Annotated in this window: 24 protein-coding genes and 2 pseudogenes; 10 read left to right on the top strand and 16 right to left on the bottom strand. The window is 70.0% G+C overall.

The features are described 5' to 3' along the window. Positions 1-137: 137 nt before the first annotated feature. Positions 138-1,322 (bottom strand): serine hydrolase domain-containing protein, encoded by a 1,185-nt coding sequence (locus H1226_RS03445; protein WP_258346034.1) that lies wholly within the window; start codon positions 1,320-1,322, stop codon positions 138-140. A gap of 134 nt (positions 1,323-1,456) precedes the next feature. Between H1226_RS03445 and H1226_RS03440 the strand changes: the two genes are divergently transcribed. Further along, a complete protein-coding gene (locus H1226_RS03440; RefSeq protein WP_258346032.1) occupies positions 1,457-2,578 on the top strand; it encodes a sensor histidine kinase in 1,122 nt (373 codons plus the stop codon). Continuing rightward, a complete protein-coding gene (locus tag H1226_RS03435) occupies positions 2,575-3,252 on the top strand; it encodes a response regulator (RefSeq protein WP_258346030.1) in 678 nt (225 codons plus the stop codon). The genes H1226_RS03440 and H1226_RS03435 overlap by 4 nt, the downstream gene beginning before the upstream one ends. A 37-nt stretch (positions 3,253-3,289) precedes the next feature. Here the strand turns inward: H1226_RS03435 and H1226_RS03430 are convergent, their stop codons facing one another. From H1226_RS03430 to H1226_RS03420, 3 genes are all read right to left on the bottom strand, one after another. Next, a complete protein-coding gene (locus H1226_RS03430) occupies positions 3,290-3,484 on the bottom strand; it encodes a DUF397 domain-containing protein (protein ID WP_258346020.1) in 195 nt (64 codons plus the stop codon). Between the two features lie 80 nt (positions 3,485-3,564). After that, positions 3,565-3,759, bottom strand: a complete 195-nt coding sequence (locus H1226_RS03425; protein ID WP_258346014.1) for a DUF397 domain-containing protein — start codon at positions 3,757-3,759, stop codon at positions 3,565-3,567. Further along, positions 3,756-4,607: a helix-turn-helix domain-containing protein gene (locus tag H1226_RS03420; RefSeq protein WP_258346012.1), complete on the bottom strand. Its 852-nt coding sequence runs from the start codon at positions 4,605-4,607 to the stop codon at positions 3,756-3,758. The genes H1226_RS03425 and H1226_RS03420 overlap by 4 nt, the downstream gene beginning before the upstream one ends. A 316-nt stretch (positions 4,608-4,923) precedes the next feature. Here H1226_RS03420 and H1226_RS03415 point away from each other — a divergent pair, with 316 nt between their 5' ends. Both H1226_RS03415 and H1226_RS03410 read left to right on the top strand, forming a co-directional pair. Then, entirely contained in the window at positions 4,924-5,148 is a 225-nt protein-coding gene (locus H1226_RS03415; RefSeq protein ID WP_258346010.1) for a hypothetical protein, read from the top strand. A gap of 409 nt (positions 5,149-5,557) precedes the next feature. Beyond that, complete coding sequence (locus H1226_RS03410; RefSeq protein WP_258346008.1) at positions 5,558-6,646, top strand: DUF418 domain-containing protein; 1,089 nt, start codon at positions 5,558-5,560, stop codon at positions 6,644-6,646. A 233-nt stretch (positions 6,647-6,879) separates the two neighbouring features. Here H1226_RS03410 and H1226_RS03405 read toward each other — a convergent pair whose 3' ends face one another. Continuing rightward, positions 6,880-7,554, bottom strand: coding sequence for a TetR/AcrR family transcriptional regulator (locus H1226_RS03405; protein WP_258346006.1), 675 nt, complete (start codon positions 7,552-7,554; stop codon positions 6,880-6,882). Positions 7,555-7,616: 62 nt separating this feature from the next. On the opposite strand from H1226_RS03405, the gene H1226_RS03400 reads away from it, so the two are divergent. From H1226_RS03400 to H1226_RS03390, 3 genes are all read left to right on the top strand, one after another. Further along, complete coding sequence (locus H1226_RS03400; protein ID WP_258346004.1) at positions 7,617-8,480, top strand: CPBP family intramembrane glutamic endopeptidase; 864 nt, start codon at positions 7,617-7,619, stop codon at positions 8,478-8,480. Between the two features lie 132 nt (positions 8,481-8,612). Beyond that, positions 8,613-9,746 carry an IS701 family transposase gene (locus H1226_RS03395; protein WP_258346002.1) on the top strand — a complete coding sequence of 378 codons (1,134 nt, stop codon included), beginning with the start codon at positions 8,613-8,615 and terminating at the stop codon, positions 9,744-9,746. Beyond that, a complete protein-coding gene (locus H1226_RS03390) occupies positions 9,743-9,907 on the top strand; it encodes a hypothetical protein (RefSeq protein WP_258345983.1) in 165 nt (54 codons plus the stop codon). The genes H1226_RS03395 and H1226_RS03390 overlap by 4 nt, the downstream gene beginning before the upstream one ends. Positions 9,908-10,217: 310 nt before the next feature. Here the strand turns inward: H1226_RS03390 and H1226_RS03385 are convergent, their stop codons facing one another. Together H1226_RS03385 and H1226_RS03380 are read right to left on the bottom strand one after the other, a co-directional pair. Continuing rightward, positions 10,218-11,237 carry a terpene synthase family protein gene (locus H1226_RS03385; protein ID WP_258346001.1) on the bottom strand — a complete coding sequence of 340 codons (1,020 nt, stop codon included), beginning with the start codon at positions 11,235-11,237 and terminating at the stop codon, positions 10,218-10,220. 174 nt (positions 11,238-11,411) lie between these two features. Then, positions 11,412-12,173, bottom strand: a complete 762-nt coding sequence (locus H1226_RS03380) for a squalene/phytoene synthase family protein (RefSeq protein WP_258345999.1) — start codon at positions 12,171-12,173, stop codon at positions 11,412-11,414. Positions 12,174-12,813: 640 nt separating this feature from the next. On the opposite strand from H1226_RS03380, the gene H1226_RS03375 reads away from it, so the two are divergent. Then, positions 12,814-14,349 carry an MFS transporter gene (locus H1226_RS03375; RefSeq protein WP_258345997.1) on the top strand — a complete coding sequence of 512 codons (1,536 nt, stop codon included), beginning with the start codon at positions 12,814-12,816 and terminating at the stop codon, positions 14,347-14,349. Between the two features lie 30 nt (positions 14,350-14,379). Here H1226_RS03375 and H1226_RS03370 read toward each other — a convergent pair. Next, a pseudogene (locus H1226_RS03370) lies at positions 14,380-14,642 on the bottom strand (transposase); the annotation flags it as partial. 173 nt (positions 14,643-14,815) lie between these two features. Between H1226_RS03370 and H1226_RS03365 the strand changes: the two are divergent. Then, positions 14,816-15,613 (top strand): hypothetical protein, encoded by a 798-nt coding sequence (locus tag H1226_RS03365; RefSeq protein WP_258345986.1) that lies wholly within the window; start codon positions 14,816-14,818, stop codon positions 15,611-15,613. 94 nt (positions 15,614-15,707) lie between these two features. Here H1226_RS03365 and H1226_RS03360 read toward each other — a convergent pair whose 3' ends face one another. Together H1226_RS03360 and H1226_RS03355 are read right to left on the bottom strand one after the other, a co-directional pair. Next, positions 15,708-15,872, bottom strand: coding sequence for a hypothetical protein (locus H1226_RS03360; RefSeq protein WP_258345983.1), 165 nt, complete (start codon positions 15,870-15,872; stop codon positions 15,708-15,710). Further along, positions 15,869-15,994 (bottom strand): annotated as a pseudogene (locus H1226_RS03355) (IS701 family transposase); the annotation flags it as partial. The pseudogene H1226_RS03355 and the gene H1226_RS03360, both read right to left, overlap by 4 nt. 68 nt (positions 15,995-16,062) lie before the next feature. Between H1226_RS03355 and eccCb the strand changes: the two are divergent. Next, positions 16,063-18,078, top strand: a complete 2,016-nt coding sequence (eccCb, locus tag H1226_RS03350) for a type VII secretion protein EccCb (protein WP_258345981.1) — start codon at positions 16,063-16,065, stop codon at positions 18,076-18,078. A 173-nt stretch (positions 18,079-18,251) separates the two neighbouring features. Here the strand turns inward: eccCb and H1226_RS03345 are convergent, their stop codons facing one another. The 6 genes from H1226_RS03345 to H1226_RS03320 all read right to left on the bottom strand — a co-directional run bounded on the left by H1226_RS03345 (position 18,252) and on the right by H1226_RS03320 (position 22,779). Beyond that, entirely contained in the window at positions 18,252-18,656 is a 405-nt protein-coding gene (locus tag H1226_RS03345; protein ID WP_258345971.1) for a DoxX family protein, read from the bottom strand. A gap of 372 nt (positions 18,657-19,028) precedes the next feature. Further along, entirely contained in the window at positions 19,029-19,898 is an 870-nt protein-coding gene (locus H1226_RS03340; RefSeq protein WP_258345968.1) for an ATP-binding cassette domain-containing protein, read from the bottom strand. Beyond that, entirely contained in the window at positions 19,895-20,293 is a 399-nt protein-coding gene (locus H1226_RS03335; protein WP_258345966.1) for a GntR family transcriptional regulator, read from the bottom strand. The genes H1226_RS03340 and H1226_RS03335 overlap by 4 nt, the downstream gene beginning before the upstream one ends. 49 nt (positions 20,294-20,342) lie before the next feature. After that, positions 20,343-21,335, bottom strand: a complete 993-nt coding sequence (locus H1226_RS03330; RefSeq protein WP_258345953.1) for an ABC transporter permease subunit — start codon at positions 21,333-21,335, stop codon at positions 20,343-20,345. After that, positions 21,332-22,078 (bottom strand): ABC transporter ATP-binding protein, encoded by a 747-nt coding sequence (locus tag H1226_RS03325; protein ID WP_258345942.1) that lies wholly within the window; start codon positions 22,076-22,078, stop codon positions 21,332-21,334. Before H1226_RS03325 ends, H1226_RS03330 begins: the two co-directional genes overlap by 4 nt. Before the next feature lie 254 nt (positions 22,079-22,332). Further along, positions 22,333-22,779 carry an HIT family protein gene (locus tag H1226_RS03320; protein ID WP_258345940.1) on the bottom strand — a complete coding sequence of 149 codons (447 nt, stop codon included), beginning with the start codon at positions 22,777-22,779 and terminating at the stop codon, positions 22,333-22,335. Between the last annotated feature and the right edge of the window lie 125 nt (positions 22,780-22,904).

Below are 22,904 nucleotides of genomic sequence, written 5' to 3'. Positions count from 1 at the left end.
GGCGCGGGGCTCGCGGGGCCGGCGGCCGGAGTTCGAGCGGAACCAGCTCGCGGAGGCGTGGACCCGGCTCGCCGGACGACGTCGGCGCCGGACCCGAGTCCGATGTGGACGTTCGGGTCCGGCGCGCCGGACCGGCCTTACCTGCCGTCGCCGCAGAGGGCGTTCTCGACGATCTCCGACACCGGGTCGGTGGTGGGCGCGGGCACGCCCGGCTCCGGCACCAGCGAGTCGGTGTTGATGCTGACGACCACGCTGCGCTCGCCGTCCGGGCTGACGCCGTTGCGGGTCTTGTAGCCGGGGATGTCCCCGCCGTGCGACCAGTAGCCGCCGCAGTCGTTGGGCGCCCACATCAGGCCCAGCCCGTAGCGCAGGCCCGGCCAGTTCGCCTCCATCTCGGTGGCGGGCACCGTCCGCTGCATCTCGGCGAGTTCCGCGGGGCGCAGCACTTCGCCGTCGATCAGGGCGCGCAGGAAGCGGTTGCCGTCCGCGGTGCTGCTGATGATGTCGCCCGCCGCCCCGGCCCAGGTGGGGTTGATCTCGGTGACGTCCAGCGGTGCGCCGAAGGTCGGGTTCGGGGAGTTCATGTCGTCCGGGAACCGCTGGTAGCCGGTGGCGTGCGGCCCGGGGATGTGCTTCGAGGCGCGCGGCGTGTACGTGTCGTGCAGCCCGAGCGGTTCGATGATCCGGTCCTGGACCTCGGTCTGCCACTCGTTCCCGGTGACCCGCTGGATGATCATGCCGGCGAGGACGAAGTTGGTGTTCGAGTAGCTCCAGGACGTGCCGGGCTCGAACTTCGGCGGCTGCTGCATGGCCAGCGAGACCAGGTGCTCGGCGGCGAAGGTGTCGTCGCGGTGCTGCTGGAAGCCCTCCTCGTCGAACATCCACGGCAGTTGCAGCACGAACTCGGGCAGGCCGCTGGTGTGCTGCAGCAGCTGCCGGACGGTGATCCGGCTGCCGTCGTTGCCGTTGCCGGACACGACGCCGGGCAGCCACTTCTCCACCGGGTCCTCCAGCGAGATCCGGCCTTCGCCGACCAGCTGCAGCAGCGTCGCGGACACGTAGGTCTTGGTGAAGCTGCCGATCCGGAAGTTCGCGTCCCACGGCACGGGGGTCCGCGCCTCGGTGTCGCCGAAGCCGCTGCGGACCTTCGTCGACCCGTCCGGGGTCTGGAGTTCGGCGAGCACGCCGGGAGCACCGTGGGACAGCAGCACGTCCGCGTCGTGCTGCATGGTGTCGCGCACCGGGGTGGCTCCGGCGGTTCCGGCGAACACGGCCGTCTGGACGGCGGTGACGATCATCAGGGTTGCGAGGGTTCGCTTCATGGCGGTGAACACTAGGTTCGCCGCGGATCCCGGTCGTCGCCCTGGAACGGCATCTTCGGTTACCCCCGTGGGGGTAGTCCCGGATACCCCTGCGGAGCGGCGATTCCGGCCGCCGCGCTCACTACGGTGATCTTGTGCCGTGGAACCTCCGAACGATCTGGGCCGATGTGCTGCTGGCGGTCGCGCTGACCGCGTTGACCGTCATCGCGCAGGTCGGCGGCCAAGGGATGAACTGGATCGCCGCCGTGCTGCTGCCGCTCACCGTGGCACCGGTCGCGCTGCGCCAGCTGGCCCCGGTGCTGACGTCGGCGACGATCGTGCTCGCCACCATCGGCTACCACGCGCTGGGGAACGGCAGCCTGACCAACGCCGGTGTGGGCGTGGTGATCTCGATGTTCACCATCGCCACGCTGCGCTCCACGCCCGCCGCCGCGGTGATGTGGCTGGTCGGCACCGGCACCGTCATGTTCACCGGGTTCGTCTCGCCGATGCAGCTGACCTGGGCGGAGCTGGCGCAGGCTGCGCCGACGATGTTCATCGTGTGGATGGTCGGCGAGGGCACCAAGCGCTGGGCCCAGCGGTCCGAGCGGCTGGCCGAGGAGGCGGTGCACGCGGTGGCGAACGAGCGGGTGCGCATCGCGCGGGAGCTGCACGACGTCGTCGCCCACCACATGTCGGTGATCTCGTTGCAGGCCGGGCTGGCGAAGTACGTCATCGAGTCGGACCCGCCCACCGCGGCGCGCGCGCTCGCCACCGTCGGCGACACCAGCCGGGAGGCGCTGCACGAACTCCGCAGGCTGCTGGACGTGCTGCGCGTCGACGACGGTCCCGCCGGGCCAGATCCGGAGGCGGAGTACCGCCCGCAGCCGGGACTGGCGGCGCTGGACGGCCTGGTGGAGCGCACCCGGGCCGCGGGCCTGCCGGTGGACCTGGTGGTCACCGGGGAACCGCGCGAACTCCCGGCCGGGCCGGACCTGTGCGCGTACCGCATCGCGCAGGAGTCGTTGACGAACGTGCTCAAGCACGCCGGGCCCGCCGAGGCCACGATCCACCTCGACCACGGGGAGCTGACGTTCACCATGGAGATCACCGACGACGGCACCGCACCGGTGCCGCCGGAGTTCTCGCCGCACTCGCACGGCATCCGCGGCATGCGGGAACGCGCCGAGCTGTACGGCGGTGCCCTCACCGCGGGTCCGCGCGCCGGCGGCGGGTTCGCCGTGGTGCTGCGGCTTCCGACGGGCGAGGCGGCATGACCGTCCGAGTGCTGGTCGTCGACGACCAGACCCTGATCCGGGCCGGGCTCGTCGCGCTGCTGACCGCCGCGCCGGGGCTGGAGGTCGCGGGCGAGGCCGCGGACGGCGCGGACGCCGTGCGGCTGGCCGCCGAGCTGCGGCCGGACGTGGTGCTGATGGACATCAAGATGCCGTCCCTGGACGGGATCAGCGCCACCAGCCGCATCCTCGCGGCCGACCCGGAGGTCCGGGTGATCGTGCTGACGACGTTCGACCTGCCCGAGTACGTGTACACGGCGCTCGGCGACGGTGCCGCCGGTTTCCTGCTCAAGGACACCCCGGCGGACCGGATCGTCGCCGCGGTGCAGGCGGTGGCCGCGGGCGATCTGCTCATCTCGCCGCAGATCACGCACCGGCTGGTGGAGACCTACGCTCAGCACCACCGGACGCACGCGCTCGCGGACGACCGGCTGGACCGGTTGACGGCGCGGGAGACGGAGGTGCTGCGGCTGGTCGGCAACGGCCTCACCAACGCGCAGATCGCGCAGCGCCTGGTGCTCAGCGAGGCGACGGTGAAGACGCACGTCAAGCGGATGATGGCCAAGCTGGACCTGACCAGCCGGGCGCAGGCCGTCGTGGTCGCCTACGAGTCGGGCCTGATCGTCCCGGCCGCCCGGCCCGGCAACCGGAGCTGAGCCGGGGTTCCGATCAGCGTGCCCACCGCCGGACGGTTCAGCGCGCGTAGCGGCCGGACTTGATGGCCGCGAGGAAGTCGTTCCATCGGGTGCGGTCGGTGGTGAAGTGCCCGGCGGCGCGGTCCTTGGTGTCCCGCACGCCGATCACGGTCGGGGTGATCGCCACCTCGACGCAGTTGCCGCCCGAGTTCGACCGGGAGGACTTGCGCCACTTCGCACGAATGGTGGTCACGGAATCGCTCCTTCCAGGTGACGAGGCAGGTCGGCGATGAGTCCCGGAGCACGCGACTCACGCCGACACCGGTCACGGACTCAGCGCGCGTAGCGGCCGGACTTGATGGCCGCGAGGAAGTCGTTCCAGCGGGCGCCGTCGACGGACACGTACCCGGCCGCGCGGTCCTTGGTGTCCCGAACCGCGGCACCGGAGCCGAAGCTCCCGACCTCGACGCAGTTGGAGACCTGGTGCGAACGGCTGGACTTCCGCCAGTTCGTCGGGATCGGCTTCATGTCGGCGCACCTTCCAGATCACGGATGAGTCCAGCGATGAACTTCGCCGAGTGGTCTCGGCTCATCGCCACTTCACGAAGCCTATCCAGAGCGGGCACGTAGGGAGCCACATCGATTTCGTCATAGAGGAAGACACCGGACGCGTAGTGCTCCAAATGGACGATCGGCGAGGTCTTAGCGAAGGTGTAGTAGCTGAACGAGCCCACATGAGCCGGGTGCCACCGGTCCGAAACAGCAGGAATCACGTAGATGGTGATGTTCTCGCTCGCCAGCGCCGTTTCGAGGTGCCGGAGCTGATCCAGCATGACCTCGGCACCACCGATCCGGTCCCGCAACGCGGTTTCCGACACGAATGCCGTGAACCGCACCGGATCCCTCCTGGTGAGCACTTCGCGCCGCCCCACCCGCATGGTCACGTAAGGCTCGATCTCGTCGCTGGCCATGTCGGCCATGACCGCCCGCGCATAGTCCGCCGTCTGCAACAGCCCCGGAACGATGCTCGTCGCCACATCGGTGATCTCCGTGGCGGTCCGCTCGAAGTGGATCAGCCTGGTCAGCTCCTTGCGGATGCCCACCCCGGTGTCGAGCCAGTTGGGCTGGTCCGCTCCCCGCGCCATCTCCACGAGCGAGCTGTACCGCTCGCCCGTCACACCCAGCGTCGCGAGGATTTGCGCGACGCCCTCGGGTTTCGGCGTCCGCGAACCGGTTTCGTAGCGGGAGATCGACACGTAGCTGATGCCGATCTGCTCGCCCAGCTGTTGCTGCGTGAGCCCTGCCGCGGTCCGGCAGGCGCGCAGTTCCGCTCCGAGCGCTCGCGCCTTGGGGGTGTGCTCCGATTTTCCAGTCATGAAAATGATCATAAGCCTTCTAGCAGCACAGATCATCCCTCTATCGGGGAATTGTGCCCCTATTTACCGATACCTGATCATGAGTCGGCACGCGGCGGTAAATACGGCGACAGGGGTAAAGCGATGGCTGTTCCGATCTGGGCCGCGTCGTGCGGGCCGGTGGATTCGCGGTGGCACGGGGTGCGGCGGTCCGATGGTGGTGCGTTGCCTGCGTGGTGCGGGGTGTTCGTGTACGGGCCGGTGCACTTGCGGCGGGGTGCGTGTCCGGACGGCGTGTTCGATCGGGACGCCTGCCTGGAGTGCGCGGCGGTGGGTGATGGGTGAGCGGCATTTCTGGCGTCCCGGCGGGGATTCCGTGCGGCACGCGTTCCGGGGTCGTCGGTGGTGCGGTGAGCCGAGCGCGACCGCGGTGTGCGGTGCCGGGGTGGAGCTGACGTCCGATCCGTCCGAACAGGACTGGGTGGTGGCCCCGACCTGCACCGCCTGCAACGAGCTGCTGCGCGCCGAGCTCCCGAGGCCCGAGCCGGGTCTGTTCGGCTGAAGACTCCCGGGGCGGACGGGACCCCTCTCCCCGTCCCGTTCCCGTCCCGGGCAGGCCTCCCGCCGGTCGCGGCGCCGGAAACCCCGACCCGGCCCGCGCCAGGGAGGCGGAGCGGGGGCGCACCACTCCGGTGCGCCCCCGCTCACCACCAGAGGTGAACGGCCCACCAGCCCGACGAGAACGGGCGAACGGGCCACTCACCCGACAAGAACCGGCACCCACCCAGCACGTGAACGGCCCACCGCCCGACCGGAGTGGGCGAACGGGCCGTTCTCCCGGCCATACCCGAAAGTCGTAGGCGGGTCGGCTCGGAAGGCGATCACCGCGGTGCCGCGGATCCCTAACTTGGCTCGGGCCGGGCGGGACGACGCGCCCGGTTCTTGGAACCGAGCCGCGAAGAAGTGATCCGATGCGAGACAGCGCCCCGCACCCCGGCGCCGACCCGTGGTCCGCCACCCGGCGGCTCACCCGACCGGACGCGCAGGACACGGTGCCCATCGCCGCCCGGGTGCCCGCCGCGGTCCCGGCCCGGGCGCCCGGCGGCTCCTCCGGGCAGCGGGTGACGACGCTCGACGCGCTCCGCGGCTTCGCGCTGTTCGGCATCCTGCTGGTGAACATCCCGCACGTGCTGGGCATGCCGAGCGAGGTCGGCGGCGTCGAAGCGCCGGTGCGGCGCGCGCTGGACCTGTTCGTGCAGTACCGGTTCAACGTGATCTTCGCGCTGCTGTTCGGGATCGGCTTCGGCATCTTCCTGCAGCGCGCCGCCCGCAAGCACCCCCGGCCGCGGCTGCTGCTGGCGCGCCGGCTGGCCGTGCTGTTCCCGCTCGGCGGCCTGCACCAGCTGCTGCACCCCGGCGAATACCTGCTGTTCTACGGCGTGCTCGGGGTCGCGCTGCTGCTGCCGCTGAGCTTCGCGCCGCGGTGGGCGGCCCTGCTGGTGGCGCTGGTGCTCCCGATCAGCCCGGTGCCCGGCGCGCTGGTGCTCGGCTACGCCCTCGCCCGCTACGAGATCCCGCAGACGCTGCACGCGCGGCGGAACCAGCTGGCGGTGGTGTTCGCGGTGTCGGCCGGGCTGTCGGTGCCCGCACTGCTCACCCAGCTCTACGGCCCGCGCGACCTCGGGTTCGCGCTGACCACCGTGGTCGCCGGGCTGTGCCTGGCCACCGCGTACAGCAGCGGGCTGGCGCTGCTGCTCCGGACCCGGGCCGGGCGGCCGATCTCGGCGGTGCTGGAACCGCTGGGGCGGATGGCGCTGACCAACTACGTGAGCGCGACGCTGCTGATGGTGAGCGCCGGACGGCTGCTCGGGCTGGCGGACTCCAGCTCCTGGTGGACGATGCTCGGGTTCGCCGTCGCGGTCATCGCGGTGCAGGCGGTGTGGAGCAGGCTGTGGCTCGCGCACTTCCGCTACGGGCCGTTGGAGTGGGCCTGGCGCTGCCTGACCTGGTGGAACCTGCCCCCGATCCGTTTTCGGGGGCTGCCCGCTTCGGCTGCGTAGCGCTGGGGTGGCGGAACCTCAGCGCCCTCCTCGCTGCGGGATCTTTTTCACCTGTGGCTCCGCCACAGGTGAAAAAGCTGTCCTCGCGAGGAGGGCGCTGAGAACCCGCGGGTGGTCCTGCTGATCAGGTGGTCGGCGGCTCAGCGGCTTCGCCGCTGACAGGAAGACGACGCGGGCCGGGGTGCGGGGGCGAGCCCGCGCTCGACGTGCGGAGTGGTCGGCGCAGGTCCTGTTCAGGTCGTGGGTCCGGTGGGGTTGAGGCGGGTGCGGATGGCTTCCACCAGCAGGGTCAGCACGTCGTCGAAGGACGGGAGCCAGATGTCGAGCGTCTGCGGCGTGCCCACGGCCGCGGCGTAGTCCTCCGCGGGCGCGTTCGACAAGCCGCGCGCGACGACGGCGGTCGTGGCCGCGCCGAGGACCTGCTGGGAGATGGCGGTGGCGGCGATCATCCGGTCCTTCTCCGTGCCCCCGGATTCGGTGAGCGCGGCGATGATCCGCCCGGCCAGCGCCATCGCGTTCGGCCCGATCAGCGGCCGCGTCCCCGCGAACCCGGCGGCCCACGGGTGCGCGGCGAACGCGTCGTAGTACTGCTTCGCGACGCGGAACACGACCTCGTCCCAGGGCACGTCGTCGCCGGGGAGGTCGCCCGCGGGCCCGGCCAGCACGTGGTCCAGCGCCAGGTCGATGAGGTCTTCGCGGCGCTGCACGTACCAGTAGAGGCTCGTCGCGTGCACGTCCAGCTCCGCCGCGACCTTGCGCATGGTCAGCGCGCTCGCCCCGTCCCGGTCGAGCAGCGCGACGCTCGCGATGACGATGCGGTCCCGGCTCAGCGGTGATTCGGTGCGGCGCTTGCGCGGCGGGCGGTAGAAGACGCTGTCCACGTGCTGTTCAGGGGGTGTGTCGGACATAGATCCAGCATAGTTGAGACCTACGTTGTATGAGAGCACTCCTACAGTGTATGTTTCTCCACATGATCACCGATGCGCCCACGCGGCAGCTCACCGACGACACCGCCGACCTGGCCCGCACCAGGACCCTCCCGGCCCGCGGCCTCGCCGCCTTCTTCCTCCTCGCCTTCGGCCTCTCCTGGGGCATCTGGTACGCGAGCAAGCTGTTCCCCGGCGTGAACCCGATGCCCTTCGTGATCGCGGGCAGCTTCGGCCCGGCCACCGCCTCCGTGATCGTCACCGCGGCGACGCAGGGCAAGGCGGGCGTCGGCGCGATGTTCCGGCGGTACTCCCCGCGGGGGCGCGGCGGCGTCCTGCCCTACCTGCTCGCGCTGGTTCCCGGCCTGTTCATCATGATCTCGGGGATGTTCCACCTGCTGCTGAGCGGCGGGCAGATCGACGACGCCGCGCTGCAGGCCGCGCTGCTCAGCGCCCCCACCACGTTCCTGTTCATCGCGCTGGTCGGCGGCGGCAACGAAGAGCTCGGCTGGCGCGGCTACGCCCTCCCCCGGCTCCAGTCCGTGGTGTCGCCGTTCGCCTCCAACGTGATGCTCGGCATCATCTGGGCCGTGTGGCACGCCCCGCTGTGGGAGATCCAGGGCACCTCGCAGGCCGGCATGTCCATCCCGATCTACGTGATGCTCGTGGTCACCCTCTGCGTCGCCATGGGCAACGTCTGGAACTTCTCGCGAGGCAGCCTGCTCGCAGTGGTGATCGCCCACGCCGGCATCAACACCGCCTCCGGGCTCAAGGTCGCCGCCTTCGGTTCGGAGGGCGAGGTCGACGCGCTGATCTCGATGACCCTGCTGTGCCTGATCATGCTGGCCGTCACCAAGGGCCGCCTGGCCATGCCCCGCCGCAAGAAGACCGAGCTGCCGGAATCCTGATCGGCACGCTCCCCGCGCGGGACGAACCACGAACCCGACCACCGCCCAGCCAGCCGCAGGCGCCGCCGAACTCGGCGGTACCTGCGGCTAGTACTGCAACGGCACTCGGTGTGCGTGTGGTAGATCATCCCGGTGGTGGTCGATGTGGTGTTGGATCAGCTGGACCGGGTGCATGAGCGGATCGCAGGCCGGTTCACCCGGTCGGAGCCGCGGGCGAGGGCGCGGGAGTACATGTCCGGACTGGTCGCAGGCCTGGAACGGAAGAACGGCTGGACGCTGGCCGAGCAGGCCGGCGAGGTATCCCCGGACGGGATGCAACGGCTGCTGCGCTGGGCGGACTGGGACATCGACGGCGTCCGCGACGACGTGCGGGACTACGTGATCGAGCACATCGGTGAGCCAGATGGTGTGCTGATCGTGGACGACACCGGGTTCCTGAAGAAAGGCGTGCGGTCGGCCGGGGTGCAGCGGCAGTACTCCGGGACCGCCGGGCGGATCGAGAACTGCCAGATCGGCACGTTCCTGGCCTACGCCGGTGCTGGCGGGCATGCGCTGATCGATCGGGCGTTGTATCTTCCCGAGCCCTGGTGCGCCGACCGGGAGCGGTGCCGGCGGGCCGGGATCCCCGAGGGGACCGAGTTCGAGACGAAGCCGCGGCAAGCCATGGCGATGCTGACGCGGGCATTCGAGGCGGACGTGCCGTTCGCGTGGGTCACCGCCGATGAGGCTTACGGGCAGGTCAAGTACCTGCGGGCGTGGCTGGAGGAGCAGGACGCCGCGTATGTGCTGGCCACCAAGGTCAACGACACCCTGACCACCACCGACGGCGCCGAGGCCCGGGCGGATGAGCTGATCACCGGCCTGCCCGCGCGGTCGTGGCGGCGGCTGTCGGTCGGAGCCGGCGCACACGGACCCCGCGAGTACGACTGGGCGCGGATCCCGATCGGGGCCGGCTGGCGAGCGGGGCGCGGGCACTGGCTGCTCGCCCGCCGCTCACTCTCAGACCCCACCGAGATCGCCTACTACGTCTGCTACGGACCCCGCCGCTCGACCCTGCTGGATCTGGCCTGGACCGCCGGGACCCGCTGGCGGATCGAGGAATGCTTCCAGCAGGCCAAGAACGAAGCCGGACTCGACCACTACCAGGTCCGCTCGTGGCGAGCCTGGTATGCCCACATCACCCTGTCGATGCTCGCTCACGCCTGGCTCGCCGTCTCCCGATCCCTGGCCATAAAAGGGGAATCGGTGTCGACGAGCCGGGCATGATCGGATTCACGCTACCGGAGATCCGGCGGCTGCTGACCAAACTCGTCCTGCGTGTCACCGACGCCGCCGAGCACGTCTGGGCCTGGTCATCCTTCCGCCGCCGACGACAACACCAAGCCCGCCTCAGCCACTACAAACGACGTGGCTACCCACTCACCTGACTGCCGTTGCAGTACTAGTTCTGCTCTGCGTAACCTGGCCCCGGGCAGATAGCGCCTCCTACGTGTGGCCCTCACCGCCGGAGCCCAGGGGATCAAGCCATCCTCGCTTCAGCCTCTGGCGCCGCCGTCGCCGGACGGGTCGACCCGCGCCACGGACAGCCGGGGGTTAAGTTCGTCCCGCACCGGTGGCACGGGTCACGACGCTCACCCGATCAGCGGATGCCCTGTCCGACGGTCCCGTCGCCGGCGTAGTCACCTCGCGTCCATTACCGGCGCAACTTTCCCTGCGCCGCGGCAGGACCCAGTGCGCTCATTCAGGCCCCCGTGCCGGAAGATGGTCCCACCACCAGTCGATCGACGAGATTCCCGGTCGCATGTGGATTCCTGCGGGTGGAACACTGGTCACTTTCAGCGTTTCCCCAGCCGTTGCTTCCGCATACCGTGGAGAGTTCAATTGCCACGGCAAGAACGCACCGTGCTTGCGCAGCATGAAGCTCACGTAGCCACGCAACGCCGGACTGCTGTCACGTAACAGGCCCCGCGCGAGCACGTCCATGACGTAGTACGCGCTGTTGATCACTTTCACGGCTTCATCGACGGCCTCCTGCATGTCGCAGCCGGAACGAGCCGCCAGCACGGCGACCAAGTTGTTCTGGTGGCCCTCCCGGACGTCCTTCGCAAAACTGCAGATGTCATTGATCCAGCCAGCGGTGAGATGGGCCGCCTGAGCGAACGCTCGCACTCGCGGGCTGTGATACTCGTTCTCGGGAATCTCCATACCCGAGACGAATTCGAGCACTGCGGACAACGCCGGCATACCGGACGTCGCCTCCCGCACCATGGTGTGGACTTGCAGAGACGGCGGCTGCGGCGCAGCGTCGAGCAGGTGCTGGGTGAGAAGTGCGGCGAAATACTCTTGATGCGCGACTCTCAGGCGTTGGCGTTGCACAGGCGTTGCCGACGTCAGCAGCTCGTAGGTGTTCTGCCGCATCAGTGCGATGATCCATCCTCCGGGCGCCGGCGTGGCCGGGTCGTCCCAAATCCGCCGACCACAGGCCGCAGTAGCCGCAGCCTGCTCGATCGGGGAGGATTCAACGACGTCATCGACGAGGAGATTCACCACCGCCCACTTCGCGAAGATCTTTATTAGTTCCGGACGAGCCGAAGCTGCCGAGAACGCCAACATCGCGGCGATTCGCGACCCGGTGATTGCGTCCAGCTGGTCCTGCGGCAGATCACTGCACCGGGAAAGCCACTGCACCGCCTCCCGGTCATACTCCTCGTGGCCTATGTCGGTATGGACAGAAAAGGGGAAGTACAATTCGGGCATGCTCACCACTGTCTCACATGGCCAATAAGTTGGCCGCTACGCGACCGTCATCTTCCGGCTGCGGCATCCGACGTCGGCTACGGCTTCCTCGACGTCGCACGGGGTCTGCGTCGAGCGTGAGCAGTACCTGGTCGTGCTCCGTCGCCGAGCTGTTCACCCTTCCGCGATGATCCCTCAGGCCTGCTGGAAGGTCTGCGCCCGGTGGAACTGGGCCCAAGCCACCTCCATGGCGCGGCTGCACCAGACACGGGCCGGTCCGGGATCCGGCAGCGTCGCCATCCAGCGATCGGCGAGGCTGAGCTCGGTGTGCACGTAGGTGGCCAGATCGGCGACCGTCCAGCCCTCGGGCAGGAAGTCGACACCGCGTTCGCGGTCGACGGCCAGGTCGGCCAGGATGTTGGCTGCCTGGCAGCCGCGGGCGTAGCTCATCATCTGCCCACGGTCGACCTGGGTGCCGTCGTGCCAGGCCCACATGTCACCCAGCAGAGTGGCGACGACTCCGGCCACGGAGAAGGCGTACTCGTCGAGGTCATCGACGTCCCGCATCCGCCAACCGCGGCGAGACCACACCGCCATCCGGTTGGCCATGGCGATGGCGGCGTCCAGGATCCGCGGGGCGATCGAGGGTGGCGCCAGCGCGCACCAGTCCGCCAGCCGCAGCGAGACATCAGGCAGGACGTCGCGATGCTCGGCGAACGCGGCGTCGAGACGGCCGGCGATGTTGCGGGTCTGGAGTGCGCAGGCCACCTCGGTCAGCACCGTGTCCTTCACAGTCGCGGCCAGCGCGGGATGGTCTTCGATTTCGTCGATCCCGCGAAACAGGAGGTAGAAGGAGACCTTTGCCTCCTGCAAGCCGGGCGGCATCGCCAAGAGCGGTCGGTAGTACGTCGTGGACCATTGCCGAGCCTCACTGAGCGCAGCGGTCAAATCAGCCACAGTGATATCCTTCGCATATATCCGAGGCGGACGCGAAGACACGGTCTCGCCCACCATGAATCGATATCTTCCTGACGCTGTCGCGCCTCCTCCGGCAGAAAATTGTCACACGCCCGGACCGAGTCGAATTAAGGTCTGCGCACCCTGTTGCCGACATTAACAAGTGGAAGCAGCGCACACCGAATTCCGGTGATAGCCCCGTCAGGCGTCTATCCAAAAACTGTAGCGAGCACACCACCGGGTCTGCCAGACCTCTATCAGGTGAACCACACCGCCCCCGAGGGTGGACCGCATGCCCTTTTCACACACGCGCCGAAATAGCCGATTGACCTGCGCTTCCGTCTCGTTCCCCACAGTACGACACCATAGTCGGCAGGTGACAGTCGCGATCCTCGTGGTCCGATCGGGTGGGTACGGAACCGCCAATCCGGTAGCAACGAAGCAGAACACCCGATCGGTGATGCGAAGGTCTTGATCGGGGAGTTCTCCAATTCCGGCATGTGCAGTCCGTCACCGGCTCGACGCTGGATTGCACCGACTCGGCGGTCCCGGGGCCCATGTTCCGATGCCGGAATTGATTCCGCCTCCGCGCACAGCCGATTCCGGACCCGGCAAGCTGTCACCGCGAAAGGAAACGTCGATGGCCTGGGGTGTCAATCGTGCGCCGAGCACGTCTCTGACTGCCCGTCAACACTGGACGCTGGCGGTCTCCTGCGTGGCCGTCGCGCTGGTCGTCGCCTCGATGGCCGCGCTGTATGCCGCGCTGCCCGGCATTGCGGTGGCAATCGGGGCGACTCAGGGCCAGTTGACCTGGGTGATCGACGGGTACACCCTGGCGCTGGCCTGCCTGGTGCTCACCGGCGGCGCCCTCGGCGACCGCTACGGACGGCGGGCCACCTTGTTGACGGGACTGCTGGTGTTCAGCGCCGGTTCGGCGCTGCCGCTGGCACTCAGCGAACCGGCCTGGCTGATCGGTAGTCGGGTGATCGCCGGAGTCGGCGCGGCGCTGGTGATGCCGTCGACACTGTCTCTTCTGACCAGCGGCTTCCCGACCGCGCAGTGGGGACGCGCAGTCGGGGTCTGGGCCGGCGTGGTCAGCGTCGGTGCCCTCGTCGGCCTGGTGGGCTCTGGCCTGTTGCTTCAGCGGTGGTCCTGGCGGTCCATCTTCCTCGTCTTGACCGTCGCGGGGATCGCGTCAGCCGTCGCGGCGCTGACCGTCCCGGAATCGCGTCCGCGGGATCGGTCTCGTTTGGACATCGCCGGAGCAGTCCTGTCCGCTGTCGCAGTCGGACTGTTTGTCGGCGGCGTCACGGAAGCACCTGCTCGTGGCTGGCTGTCACCAGGCACGCTCGGGGCGTTGGTTGGCAGCGCGCTCGCGACCGTTGTCTTCATAGCGGTGGAACTTCGTCGGGAGCACGCGTTGTTGTCACTGCGACTGTTCGGCAACCGCTCTTTCTCCATCGGCGTCGTCTCACTGGTGGTGCAGTTTCTCGCTTGCTTTGGCATGTTCTTCCTGCTGCAGCAGTACTTGCAGCTGGTACTCGGGTACACGCCGATGCACGCCGCGATCGCCATGGCGCCGCTGGCCGGGCCGTTGGTGCCGTTGTGCTTGCTGGCGTCCAGGCTGACCGCTCGGGTCGGATTGCGTGCGGTGACCGTGGGTGGCCTGACGGTGCTGGCGGTGGGGCTGTTCCTGATGTCGTGCCTGCAGGTGCAGACCACCTACCCCGAGGTCCTCCGGTGCGTGCTCGTCGTCGGTGCCGGGCTTGGGCTGTGCACAGCACCGGCGACCTCGGCGATCATCGTCAGCACCCCGACCGCCAGGCACGGCATGGCCTCCGCGGTCAACGACGCCGCTCGCGAGGTCGGCGCCGCGATCGGCGTCGCCGTCGCCGGCAGCGTGCTGGCCGCCGGATACCGCTACCGGATCGAATCGGCTTTGCCGGAACTGCCCGAACAGGTTCGAGGGGCGGTGGCTGACTCTCCGGCCGCAGCGCTGGCTCTCGCCGAGCGTTCGAGGCCGGACGGGCACTTGCTGACCAGCTTCGCCCGCGCGGCCTTCGTTCACGGCTTCCAGCAGGCGATGGTGGCGCTGGCCGCGGTCACAGCCGTGGGTGCGCTGGCCGCGCTGGCCGACCGGACCTGGGCACAGCGCAACGCCGGCCGAAAGCCATGAGCCGGAATACTCGCGAGTGTTACCGGCTCTTCACAGCCGAGGGTGTAGTTGCGGCCTGAACCCGCCGGCCTCGAGCAGCGATCTGGCGATGTAGTTGGTGAGGTTGCGGAACCTGAGCGCGGAGCCACGGAGATGCGCCAGGGGCCGTTGATCGCCTCGGTCGGTCCGTTGCTGGTGCCGGGCCAGTCGAAGTAGGCCAGCACGTCGGCGGCGCGCTTCTTCAGGGTCCGACCGAGCGTGGTGATCTCGACCAACGTCTTGGGGTCACCGCAACTGATTGTGTCGATCAGCTTGACCATCAGTGGCCGTGGCATCGCGATTTGGCCCCGGTCCGGCACCGCTAGCGGGCCCCACCGATCGGGTGAATTCCTGCTCGTGGCGTGCGAGTCGGTGGGTCGAGGTGAGGGTCCTGGATCGACAGTGCCGGTGAGGGGCCCTCCGCGTGGGAGCCGGGATGGTGTCCAGGGTGGAGTTGTTCGCGCTGATCCGGCGGGACGCCCGCGTCGAGGGGCTCTCCGTTCGAGCGCTGACTGAGCGGCACGGGGTGCATCGCCGGACGGTGCGCCAGGCCTTGGGGTCGGCGGTCCCGCCACCGCAGAAGACTCCGGTCCGGTCGTCACCGGTGACGGGTCCGCTGCGCGCGGTGCTGGATGAGATGCTGCGAGCGGATCTGGACGCGCCGCGCAAGCAGCGGCATACCGCGCACCGGATCTGGGAGCGGCTGGTCGACGAGCACGACGCCGCGATCGCCTACCGCACGGTGTCGAAGTACGTCGCGAAGCGGCGCCCGGAGATCGTGCTGGAAGCCAGGAACCGCGCGAGCGTGATGGACGGGTTTGTTCCGCAGACGCATCTTCCGGGGCAGGACGCCGAGGTCGACTTCGCCGAGGTCTGGGTCAACGTCGGCGGTGTCGACACCAAATGCTTCCTCTTCACGCTGCGAATGTCCTTCTCTGGCAAGGCAATTAACCGCGTCTATTCCTCGCAGGGCAGGAGGCGTTCTTCGCCGGGCAGGTCGCCGCGTTCACCGAACTCGGAGGCGTCCCCGCTGGAGAGATCCGTTACGACAAACTGTCCTCGGCGGTCCGGCGGGTCTGCTTTGGCCGATCACGGGTGGAAACCGAGAAGTGGGTGTTGGTACCCCGCGTCGATCGTCATAACGACCGACGCGGCCAGCAACTCGATGACGAGGACTAACCGGACGCGACCGCCCACGCACCCTCGCCGTCGCAAGTGTCGCGTCGACCCCGTCGCCCGTCCCTGAGCGGGGCAGCGCGGCCCCAGGTGCCGCAACCGTCGTATTCGTCGTATTCGTCGTTCAGCGCACGACGAAGGGCGATCTAGTACTGCAACGGCAGTCAGGTGAGTGGGTAGCCCCGTCGTTTGTAGTGGCTGAGGCGGGCTTGGTGTTGTCGTCGGCGGCGGAAGGATGACCAGGCCCAGACGTGCTCGGCGGCGTCGGTGACACGCAGGACGAGTTTGGTCAGCAGCCGCCGGATCTCCGGTAGCGTGAATCCGATCATGCCCGGCTCGTCGACACCGATTCCCCTTTTATGGCCAGGGATCGGGAGACGGCGAGCCAGGCGTGAGCGAGCATCGAGAGGGTGATGTGGGCATACCAGGCTCGCCACGACCGGACCTGGTAGTGAAGGCCGCATCAGCAAGGTCGAAACCCACCTCTCCTACCGGATCGGGCTGCGCACGTTCTCCGCGATGGACTCCCGCGCGGTCATCGGCGTGCCGGACGCCTACGAGCTGCCGTCCACCCCGGGCAACGGGTACCTGAAGTCGGACACCCAGACCATCACCCGGTTCAAGGCCGCCTACGTCTCCGGCCCGTACCGGTCCCCGCGCCGCAAGCGCAACCGGGACGTGATCGAGGAGCAGCTGGTCCCGTTCACCGCGCGCTACATCGAGCCCAGGGTCCGCCGCGCCGAGGAACCCGTCGAGGACGAGCAGCAGCACGAGTCCCAGCTGTCCGTCGTCGACGTGCTGATCGACAAGCTGCGCGGGGTCGGCCCGGCCGCGCATCAGGTGTGGCTGCCGCCGCTGCGCCAGTCGCCGAGCCTGGACGAACTGCTGCCGCCGCTGCTGGACGACCCGGAGACGGGGATCCGCGCCGCGGAGCGCGGTTCGCCGGACGGGCTGCAGGTGGCGGTCGGCCTCATCGACCTGCCCGGCCAGCAGCGCCGCGAGCTGCTCCGGCTCGACCTCAGCGGTTCCGCGGGCAACATCGGCATCGCCGGTGGCCCGCAGAACGGCAAGAGCACCCTGCTGCGCACCGTCATCACGGCGCTCGCGCTGACCCACAGCGCCCGCGAGGTGCAGTTCTACTGCCTGGACTTCGGCGGCGGAACGCTCGCCGGTCTGCTCGGCCTGCCGCACGTGGGCAGCGTCGCCGGGCGGCTGGACCGCGACCGGGTCAGCCGCACCGTGCTGGAAGTGCTGAACCTGCTGACCCGCCGCGAGGTGTTCTTCCAGAACAACGGCCTCGACTCGATGGCCAGCTACCGGCGGGAACGGCGCGCGGGCAAGTTCGCCGACGATCCCTACGGGGACGTGTTCCTGGTCGTCGACGGGTGGTCCACGTTGCGCCAGGAGTTCGAGGACGTCGAGGAGCTCTTCCGGGACATCGCCACCCGCGGGCTCACCTACGGGGTGCACCTGATCGTCGCTTCGCAGCGGTGGTCGGAGATCCGGACCTGGATGCGCGGCGTCCTCGGCACCCGGCTCGAACTGCGGCTGGGCGACCCGATCGACTCCGAGGTCAACTCCCGGGTCGCCGCGAAGGTGCCCAACCTCCCCGGCCGCGGGATCACCGCCGAGAGGGAGAACTTCTCGGCCGCGCTGCCCCGCATCGACGGCCGCACCGACACCCACGACCTCACCGAGGCGATGCAGGACCTCGTGGAGGGGATGGCCCTGCCCGAGGCGCCGAAGGCCCCGCCGGTCCGCCTGCTGCCCACCGAGGTCGCGGTCGCGGACCTGCCCGCGCCGAAGGCGGGCCCGCTCGGGGTCGCCCAGGTCCCGCTCGGGATCGACGACGTCGAGCTCGCCCCGCTGTGGCACGACTTCGACATCTCACCGCACCTGATCATCTTCGGCGACACCGAGACCGGCAAGACGAACATGCTGCGCCACGTCGCGCAGAGCGTCACCCGGCACTACACGCCGGACAAGGCGCGCATCATGTTCGCCGACCTGCGCCGCGAGCTGTACAACGCGGTGCCGAAGGAGTACCACCTCGGCTACTCGGTCTCCGGCGACAACTTCGGGCAGACTGTGACCGAAGCCTCCCAACTGCTCACCAAGCGGCTGCCGGGGCCGGAGATCACGCCGGAGCGGCTGCCGAAGCGGGACTGGTGGCACGGCGGCGAGCTGTTCGTCATCGTCGACGACCACGAGATCATGGCCGGGTCGGGGAATCCGCTGCAAGCGTTGAACTCGCTGCTGCCGCAGGCTTCCGACATCGGCCTGCACGTCATCATCGCCCGCAGCACCTCCGGCGCCAACCGGGCCATGATGGACCAGACGATCCGGCGGCTGTGGGATCTGGGCACACCGGTCGCCCTGCTGTCGTGCCCGAAGGACGAGGGCCGGTTCCTCGGCGACGTGCGCCCGAAGACCCTGCCGCCGGGCCGGGCCCAGTTCGTCAACCGCCGCAGGCAGGTGCGGCTGCTGCAGACCCCGCACCTGGATCCGGCGAACACGCCGGCGCCCACGGGCTGAACCCGGCGCTCCGCTCGGCGAGCCGGGGCGAGGTGCGCGGTCCGGGTCGCCGCGCACCTCGTCGCGGCGGACCGCGTCGGATCGTCCGTCCGCTCAGGACTACGCCGTACCGGTGCCCGCGGGCCCGCCCGGAGGTGCCGGCGCGTCCCGGCCCGGCCGCGCACCGGTCGGCGTCAGCGGCGGACCATCCGGACCAGCGCCGCGGTGTCGTGCCTGCGGAACCAGGCGACGACGCACACCAGGACGAGCGTGAGCGCCGGGATGGTGACCAGTTCCGGGTCCTGGACGGCGGTCAGCACCGTCGCCCCGACCATGAGCGGGACCTGGCAGGCCGAGGCGAGCCCGCACAGGCGCGGCACGAGCAGCGCGATCGCCCCGGCGAATTCGAGCCAGCCGACGACGACCATGCCCGGGATGCCGATCCCGATCAGGTCGAACGGGTCGACGGCGATCGGATTCCCCAGCATCTTCGGCAGTGCGATCAGCGCGAACACGACGGCTAGCAGCACCTGCAGCACCCACAGGGCGGCGGTGGCGGCGGCGGGCCGGGTCCGGGTGGCGGGCGAGGTCGTGGTCATGGCGGTTCCGTTCGTCCGTGGCGACCGCTCGGCGGTCGCCGTGCGCGGCTGAGGTGGCTCGCCCCGCCCGGACGGGCGGAGTGCGCGAGCCCCTGGTGCCGGTGGCACGCGGATCTCGGCCACCGGCGGCACGGCCGCCTCGTCCCGCGAGGCGGGAGGAGGCGGCGTGCGCTCGCCACGAATGAGAAGCCGTGCCGTCGCGGCACGCTCAAGCCCCGATCGCCCCCGGGTGGCCGAGATCACGTCGGCCGCGGACGGCCGGGTCGGTCCTTCGTGGACGGACGCGCGCCGGCGCGCGAGGCGCGTCGCCGTGCGCGGTACCGGCGGTGGCCGCCCGCCCGTCGGCGCGGCGCGGTGCTCCGGGCTGCTCGGCTACTGCGCGTCCCGGGCCTGCGACCGGCGTTCGTGCGACGCGCGCAGGTAGCCCATGACCAGGGATTCCAAGTCGGGTTCGGCGGCCGCCCAGCTCGCGGGCACCGAGCCGGCCTCCCGCAGCAGCAGGGTGGACTGGCGCTCGGTGCGGGTCCCGCTGATCAGCGTTCCGCCCACGGCGGACTCCTCCGCGGACGGGCCGACCAGGATCCGGTGCCGCGCGAGGACCTCCTCGATGTCCCCGTCGAGCTGGATCCGGCCCTCGTCGACCAGCAGGATGTGGTCGCACACCTCGCGCAGCTCGCTGAGCAGGTGCGAGGACATCACCACCGTGGTCCCGCGGTCCGCGACGTCGGTCATGATGATCCGCAGCGCTTCGTCCCGGGCCAGCGGATCCAGGTCGGACAGCGGCTCGTCCAGCAGCAGCAACCGCGGGAGCCGCCCCAGCGCGATCGCGATGGCGACCTGGGTCCGGGCGCCCGCGGACAGGGTGCCGACCTTCGCGTCGTAGTCCACGCGCGTGATCGACCCGAGCATGTCGTGGACCCGGTCGGCGGACCAGCGGTCGTTCATGGCCGCGCAGGCGCGCACGAGTTCGCGCACCGTGAAGTCGCGGTAGAGCGGGCGGTTCTGCGCCAGGAACGCGACGTCCGGGTGGATGCGGCCGCGGACGGGTGTGCCGAAGACCGCCAGCTCACCGGTCGTCGGGCGGACGAGTCCCGCGGCCATCCGCAGCAGGGTGCTCTTGCCCGCCCCGTTCGACCCGGCCAGGGCGACGACCTTGCCCTCGGGGAGGGCGAAACTGCACTCGCGGAGCGCCCAGCGGGAGCGGTAGCGCTTGCCCACGGCGTCGGCGGTCAAGGGGTTCATGTTCGTTCCTCGGCGGAGTAGTACTCGTCCCGGACCGCGGAGTACAGGGCGTCCACGTCTTCGACGACGAGGCCGCGCTGCCGGGCGCGACCCATCCAGACCGCCAGTTCCTGCCGCAGCGGCGCACCGCTGCCGGTCGTGGCCTCGGTGGACAGCGACTTGGTCACGAAGGTGCCGAGGCCGCGCCGGGCCTCCACGAGCCCGCCCCGCTCCAGCTCCCGGTACGCCTTGAGCACGGTGTTCGGGTTGACGGCGGTGGCCTCCACGACCTCGCGCGCCGTGGGCAGCCGGTCGCCGGGGTTCAGCAGCCCCAGCCGCATGGCTTGCTCGACCTGCTGGACGATCTGCATGTAGGTGGAGACCCCGGAGCGCCGATCGATCCGAAACTCGATCACATCGGGCAGCATAGGTGATACCGCAGCTCGGGGGCCTCCACCACCGCGCTCAGCTCTGCCGCCGCAGCGCCCACACCGTTCCCGCCAGCAGCAGCGCCGCGAGCACGCCGAAGATCGCTCCGTCCGCCAGGTGCACCTGCCAGGCGTGGCTCTCCGGGATGTAGGCCCAGTAGGACTTGGCGATGCCGGACCGCGGCAGGCACGCGAGGAACGCGTCCTGCGACGATCCCGCCGCGTCCTTGCAGGCCTGGTTCACGGCCAGGTAGTGCTCGTGGGACACCGGCCGCCCGGCGGCGTCCAGCTGGCCGCTGTCGAGCACCACGCTGCCGTCGTCGATCGGGGTGCGGACGGACAGCCGGTCCGCGTCGGCGGCGATCTCCAGGCGCTGCTGCGGAACCAGGCGTTCCGGCACGACGGACAGCGCGAGGCGCACGACGAGGAACGCCCCGAAGCCCGAGGTCATCGCCACCAGGGTCCGGCGGGTCACCACGCCGAGGAAGGTGCAGAGCGCGAAGGCGAACAGCGCGTAGCCGACGGGCGAGACGTGCCCGGAGGCGAAGGTGGTGGACCGGAACGGACCGTTCCACAGCGGCCCCAGCTCACCCGCCGCGGACACCCACCACGAGACCGCGGCCTGGAGCGCGACCAGCACCACCAGCGCGGGGACCAGCGCGACGACCAGCTTGCTGAACATCCACCGGGTGCGGCTCACCGACTGGGTGAAGGCCAGCACGTGCGTGCCCTCCTCCAGCTCCCGGGCGAACAGCGGCGCGCCGATGAAGATGCCGATCAGGATCGGCAGCGCCATGATCACGCCCTGCGCCAGGTCGAGCGGCATCGACCAGGTCTCCCGGAACGCCTTCACCGCCCCGCCCGGCGCATCGCAGCCCTCGGCGTCCGCCACGCACCGGGCGATCCCGGCCGAGTCGATCACGTCGAGCATGTTCGACCGCAGCAGGGCGATGGTCCCCACCCCGACGACCAGCAGGCCGAGCAGGGTGAGCAGCTGCCAGCGCTGCTGCCGCCACGAAGTCCAGATCATGCCGCTTCCCCCTGTGCTGCCGCGCGCATGTGGCCGAGGGCCAGTTCGCCGAGCGGAGTGCCGTTCGCGCTGAGCTCGCTCACGTCGCCGGCGAGCAGGACGCGCCCCGCGTGGAGCAGGACGAGGTGGTCGCACACGCCTTCCAGTTCGGCCAGCACGTGCGAGGACAGCACCACGGTGATGCCCTGGGCCTTCGCCTCGGTGATCAGCACGCGCAGCACGGTCTCCCGGGCCAGCGGGTCCAGGTCGGCCAGCGGCTCGTCGAGCAGCAGCAGGCTCGGGCGCTTGCCCAGCGCCAGCGCCACGGCGACGCGGGTGCGCTGCCCGCCGGACAGCGTGCCGACCTTCGCGCCCATCGGCAGCAACGCCTGCTCGATCAGGTGCTCGGCGTAGGCCTGGTCCCAGGTCGGGTTGGTCCGCGCCCCCAGCTTCAGCGTCTCGGCCACGGTGAACTGCGGGTACAGCGGCTTCTGCTGGGCCAGGTAGGACACCGCGGGGTGCAGGCCCCCGCCGGTCGGGCGGTCGCCGAAGACCGCGATGCTCCCGGTCGTCGGGCGCAGCAACCCGGTGATCAGTCCCATCAGCGTGCTCTTGCCCGCACCGTTCGGGCCGACGAGGGCCACGATCCGGTTCTGCGGGATCACCAGCGACGTCTCCCGGAGCGCCCACCCCCTGCGGTACTTCTTGCCCGCTCCGTCGGCGACGACCGGCAGCGCCTGGTGCGGCTGCCTCCCCACGTCCATGACCGTCTCCTCTCCACATCGACTGCGATCAAGCTACCACATTCCACTAGTTAACTAGTGGAATGGCGATGCGGAGGTCCGGCCGGACGAGGAGCGCGGGGCGCGCCGGAGGACCGGCTCGCGTCGCGCTCGCGCGGACGACGGCCCGCACCGGCGCGAGCCGCGCGATCACCCCGCCGGCTCGAACCGGCGGACGACGGCGAACCCGGTCGCCGAGCGCTCGCGTCGGCGACCGGGTTCGCGCGGCAGGCGGCTCAGGCGGGAGGGCGCTGCGCCGCCAGGCGGCTGCTGATCCGCCGCTGGAGCTCCCCGAGCCGCCCGTCGTCCGCGCGGACCCCGGCGTGCGGGAGGAGGTCGGCGGCGTCGTACCGGGGGATCACGTGGAAGTGCAGGTGGAAGACGGTCTGCCCCGCCGCCGCCTCGTTGAACTGGACGATCTGCACGCCCGCCGGGCCGAGCTCGTCGGTGACGGCGCGGGCGACGCGCTGCACCACGTGCACGACCGCGGTGAGCTGCTCGGGGGTCGCGTCGAGCAGGGTCCGCGGCTCGCCGCTCTTCGGCACGACCAGCACGTGCCCCGGCGATTGGGGGAACACGTCGAGGAAGGCGAGCACCTCGTCGTCCTCGTGCACGACGTGCGCGGGCCCCTCGCCCCGGATGATCTTCGCGAAGGGGTTCTCGGGATCGTAGTTCTCGGTCACTGGCAAGGCCTTCTCGTTTCGCAGGGCGGAGTGCGGCGCCGGGTCCGCGGTTCGGCACCGCCATCGGAAACCGTGCCGCGGCGGCATGCTCAAGCCGGGAGGACCCGCGCATGGCCGGGATCACC

It is taken from the genome of Saccharopolyspora gregorii (assembly GCF_024734405.1).
Taxonomy (GTDB): Bacteria; Actinomycetota; Actinomycetes; order Mycobacteriales; family Pseudonocardiaceae; genus Saccharopolyspora_C; species Saccharopolyspora_C gregorii.
This window is presented reverse-complemented; position numbering and strand designations above follow the sequence as displayed.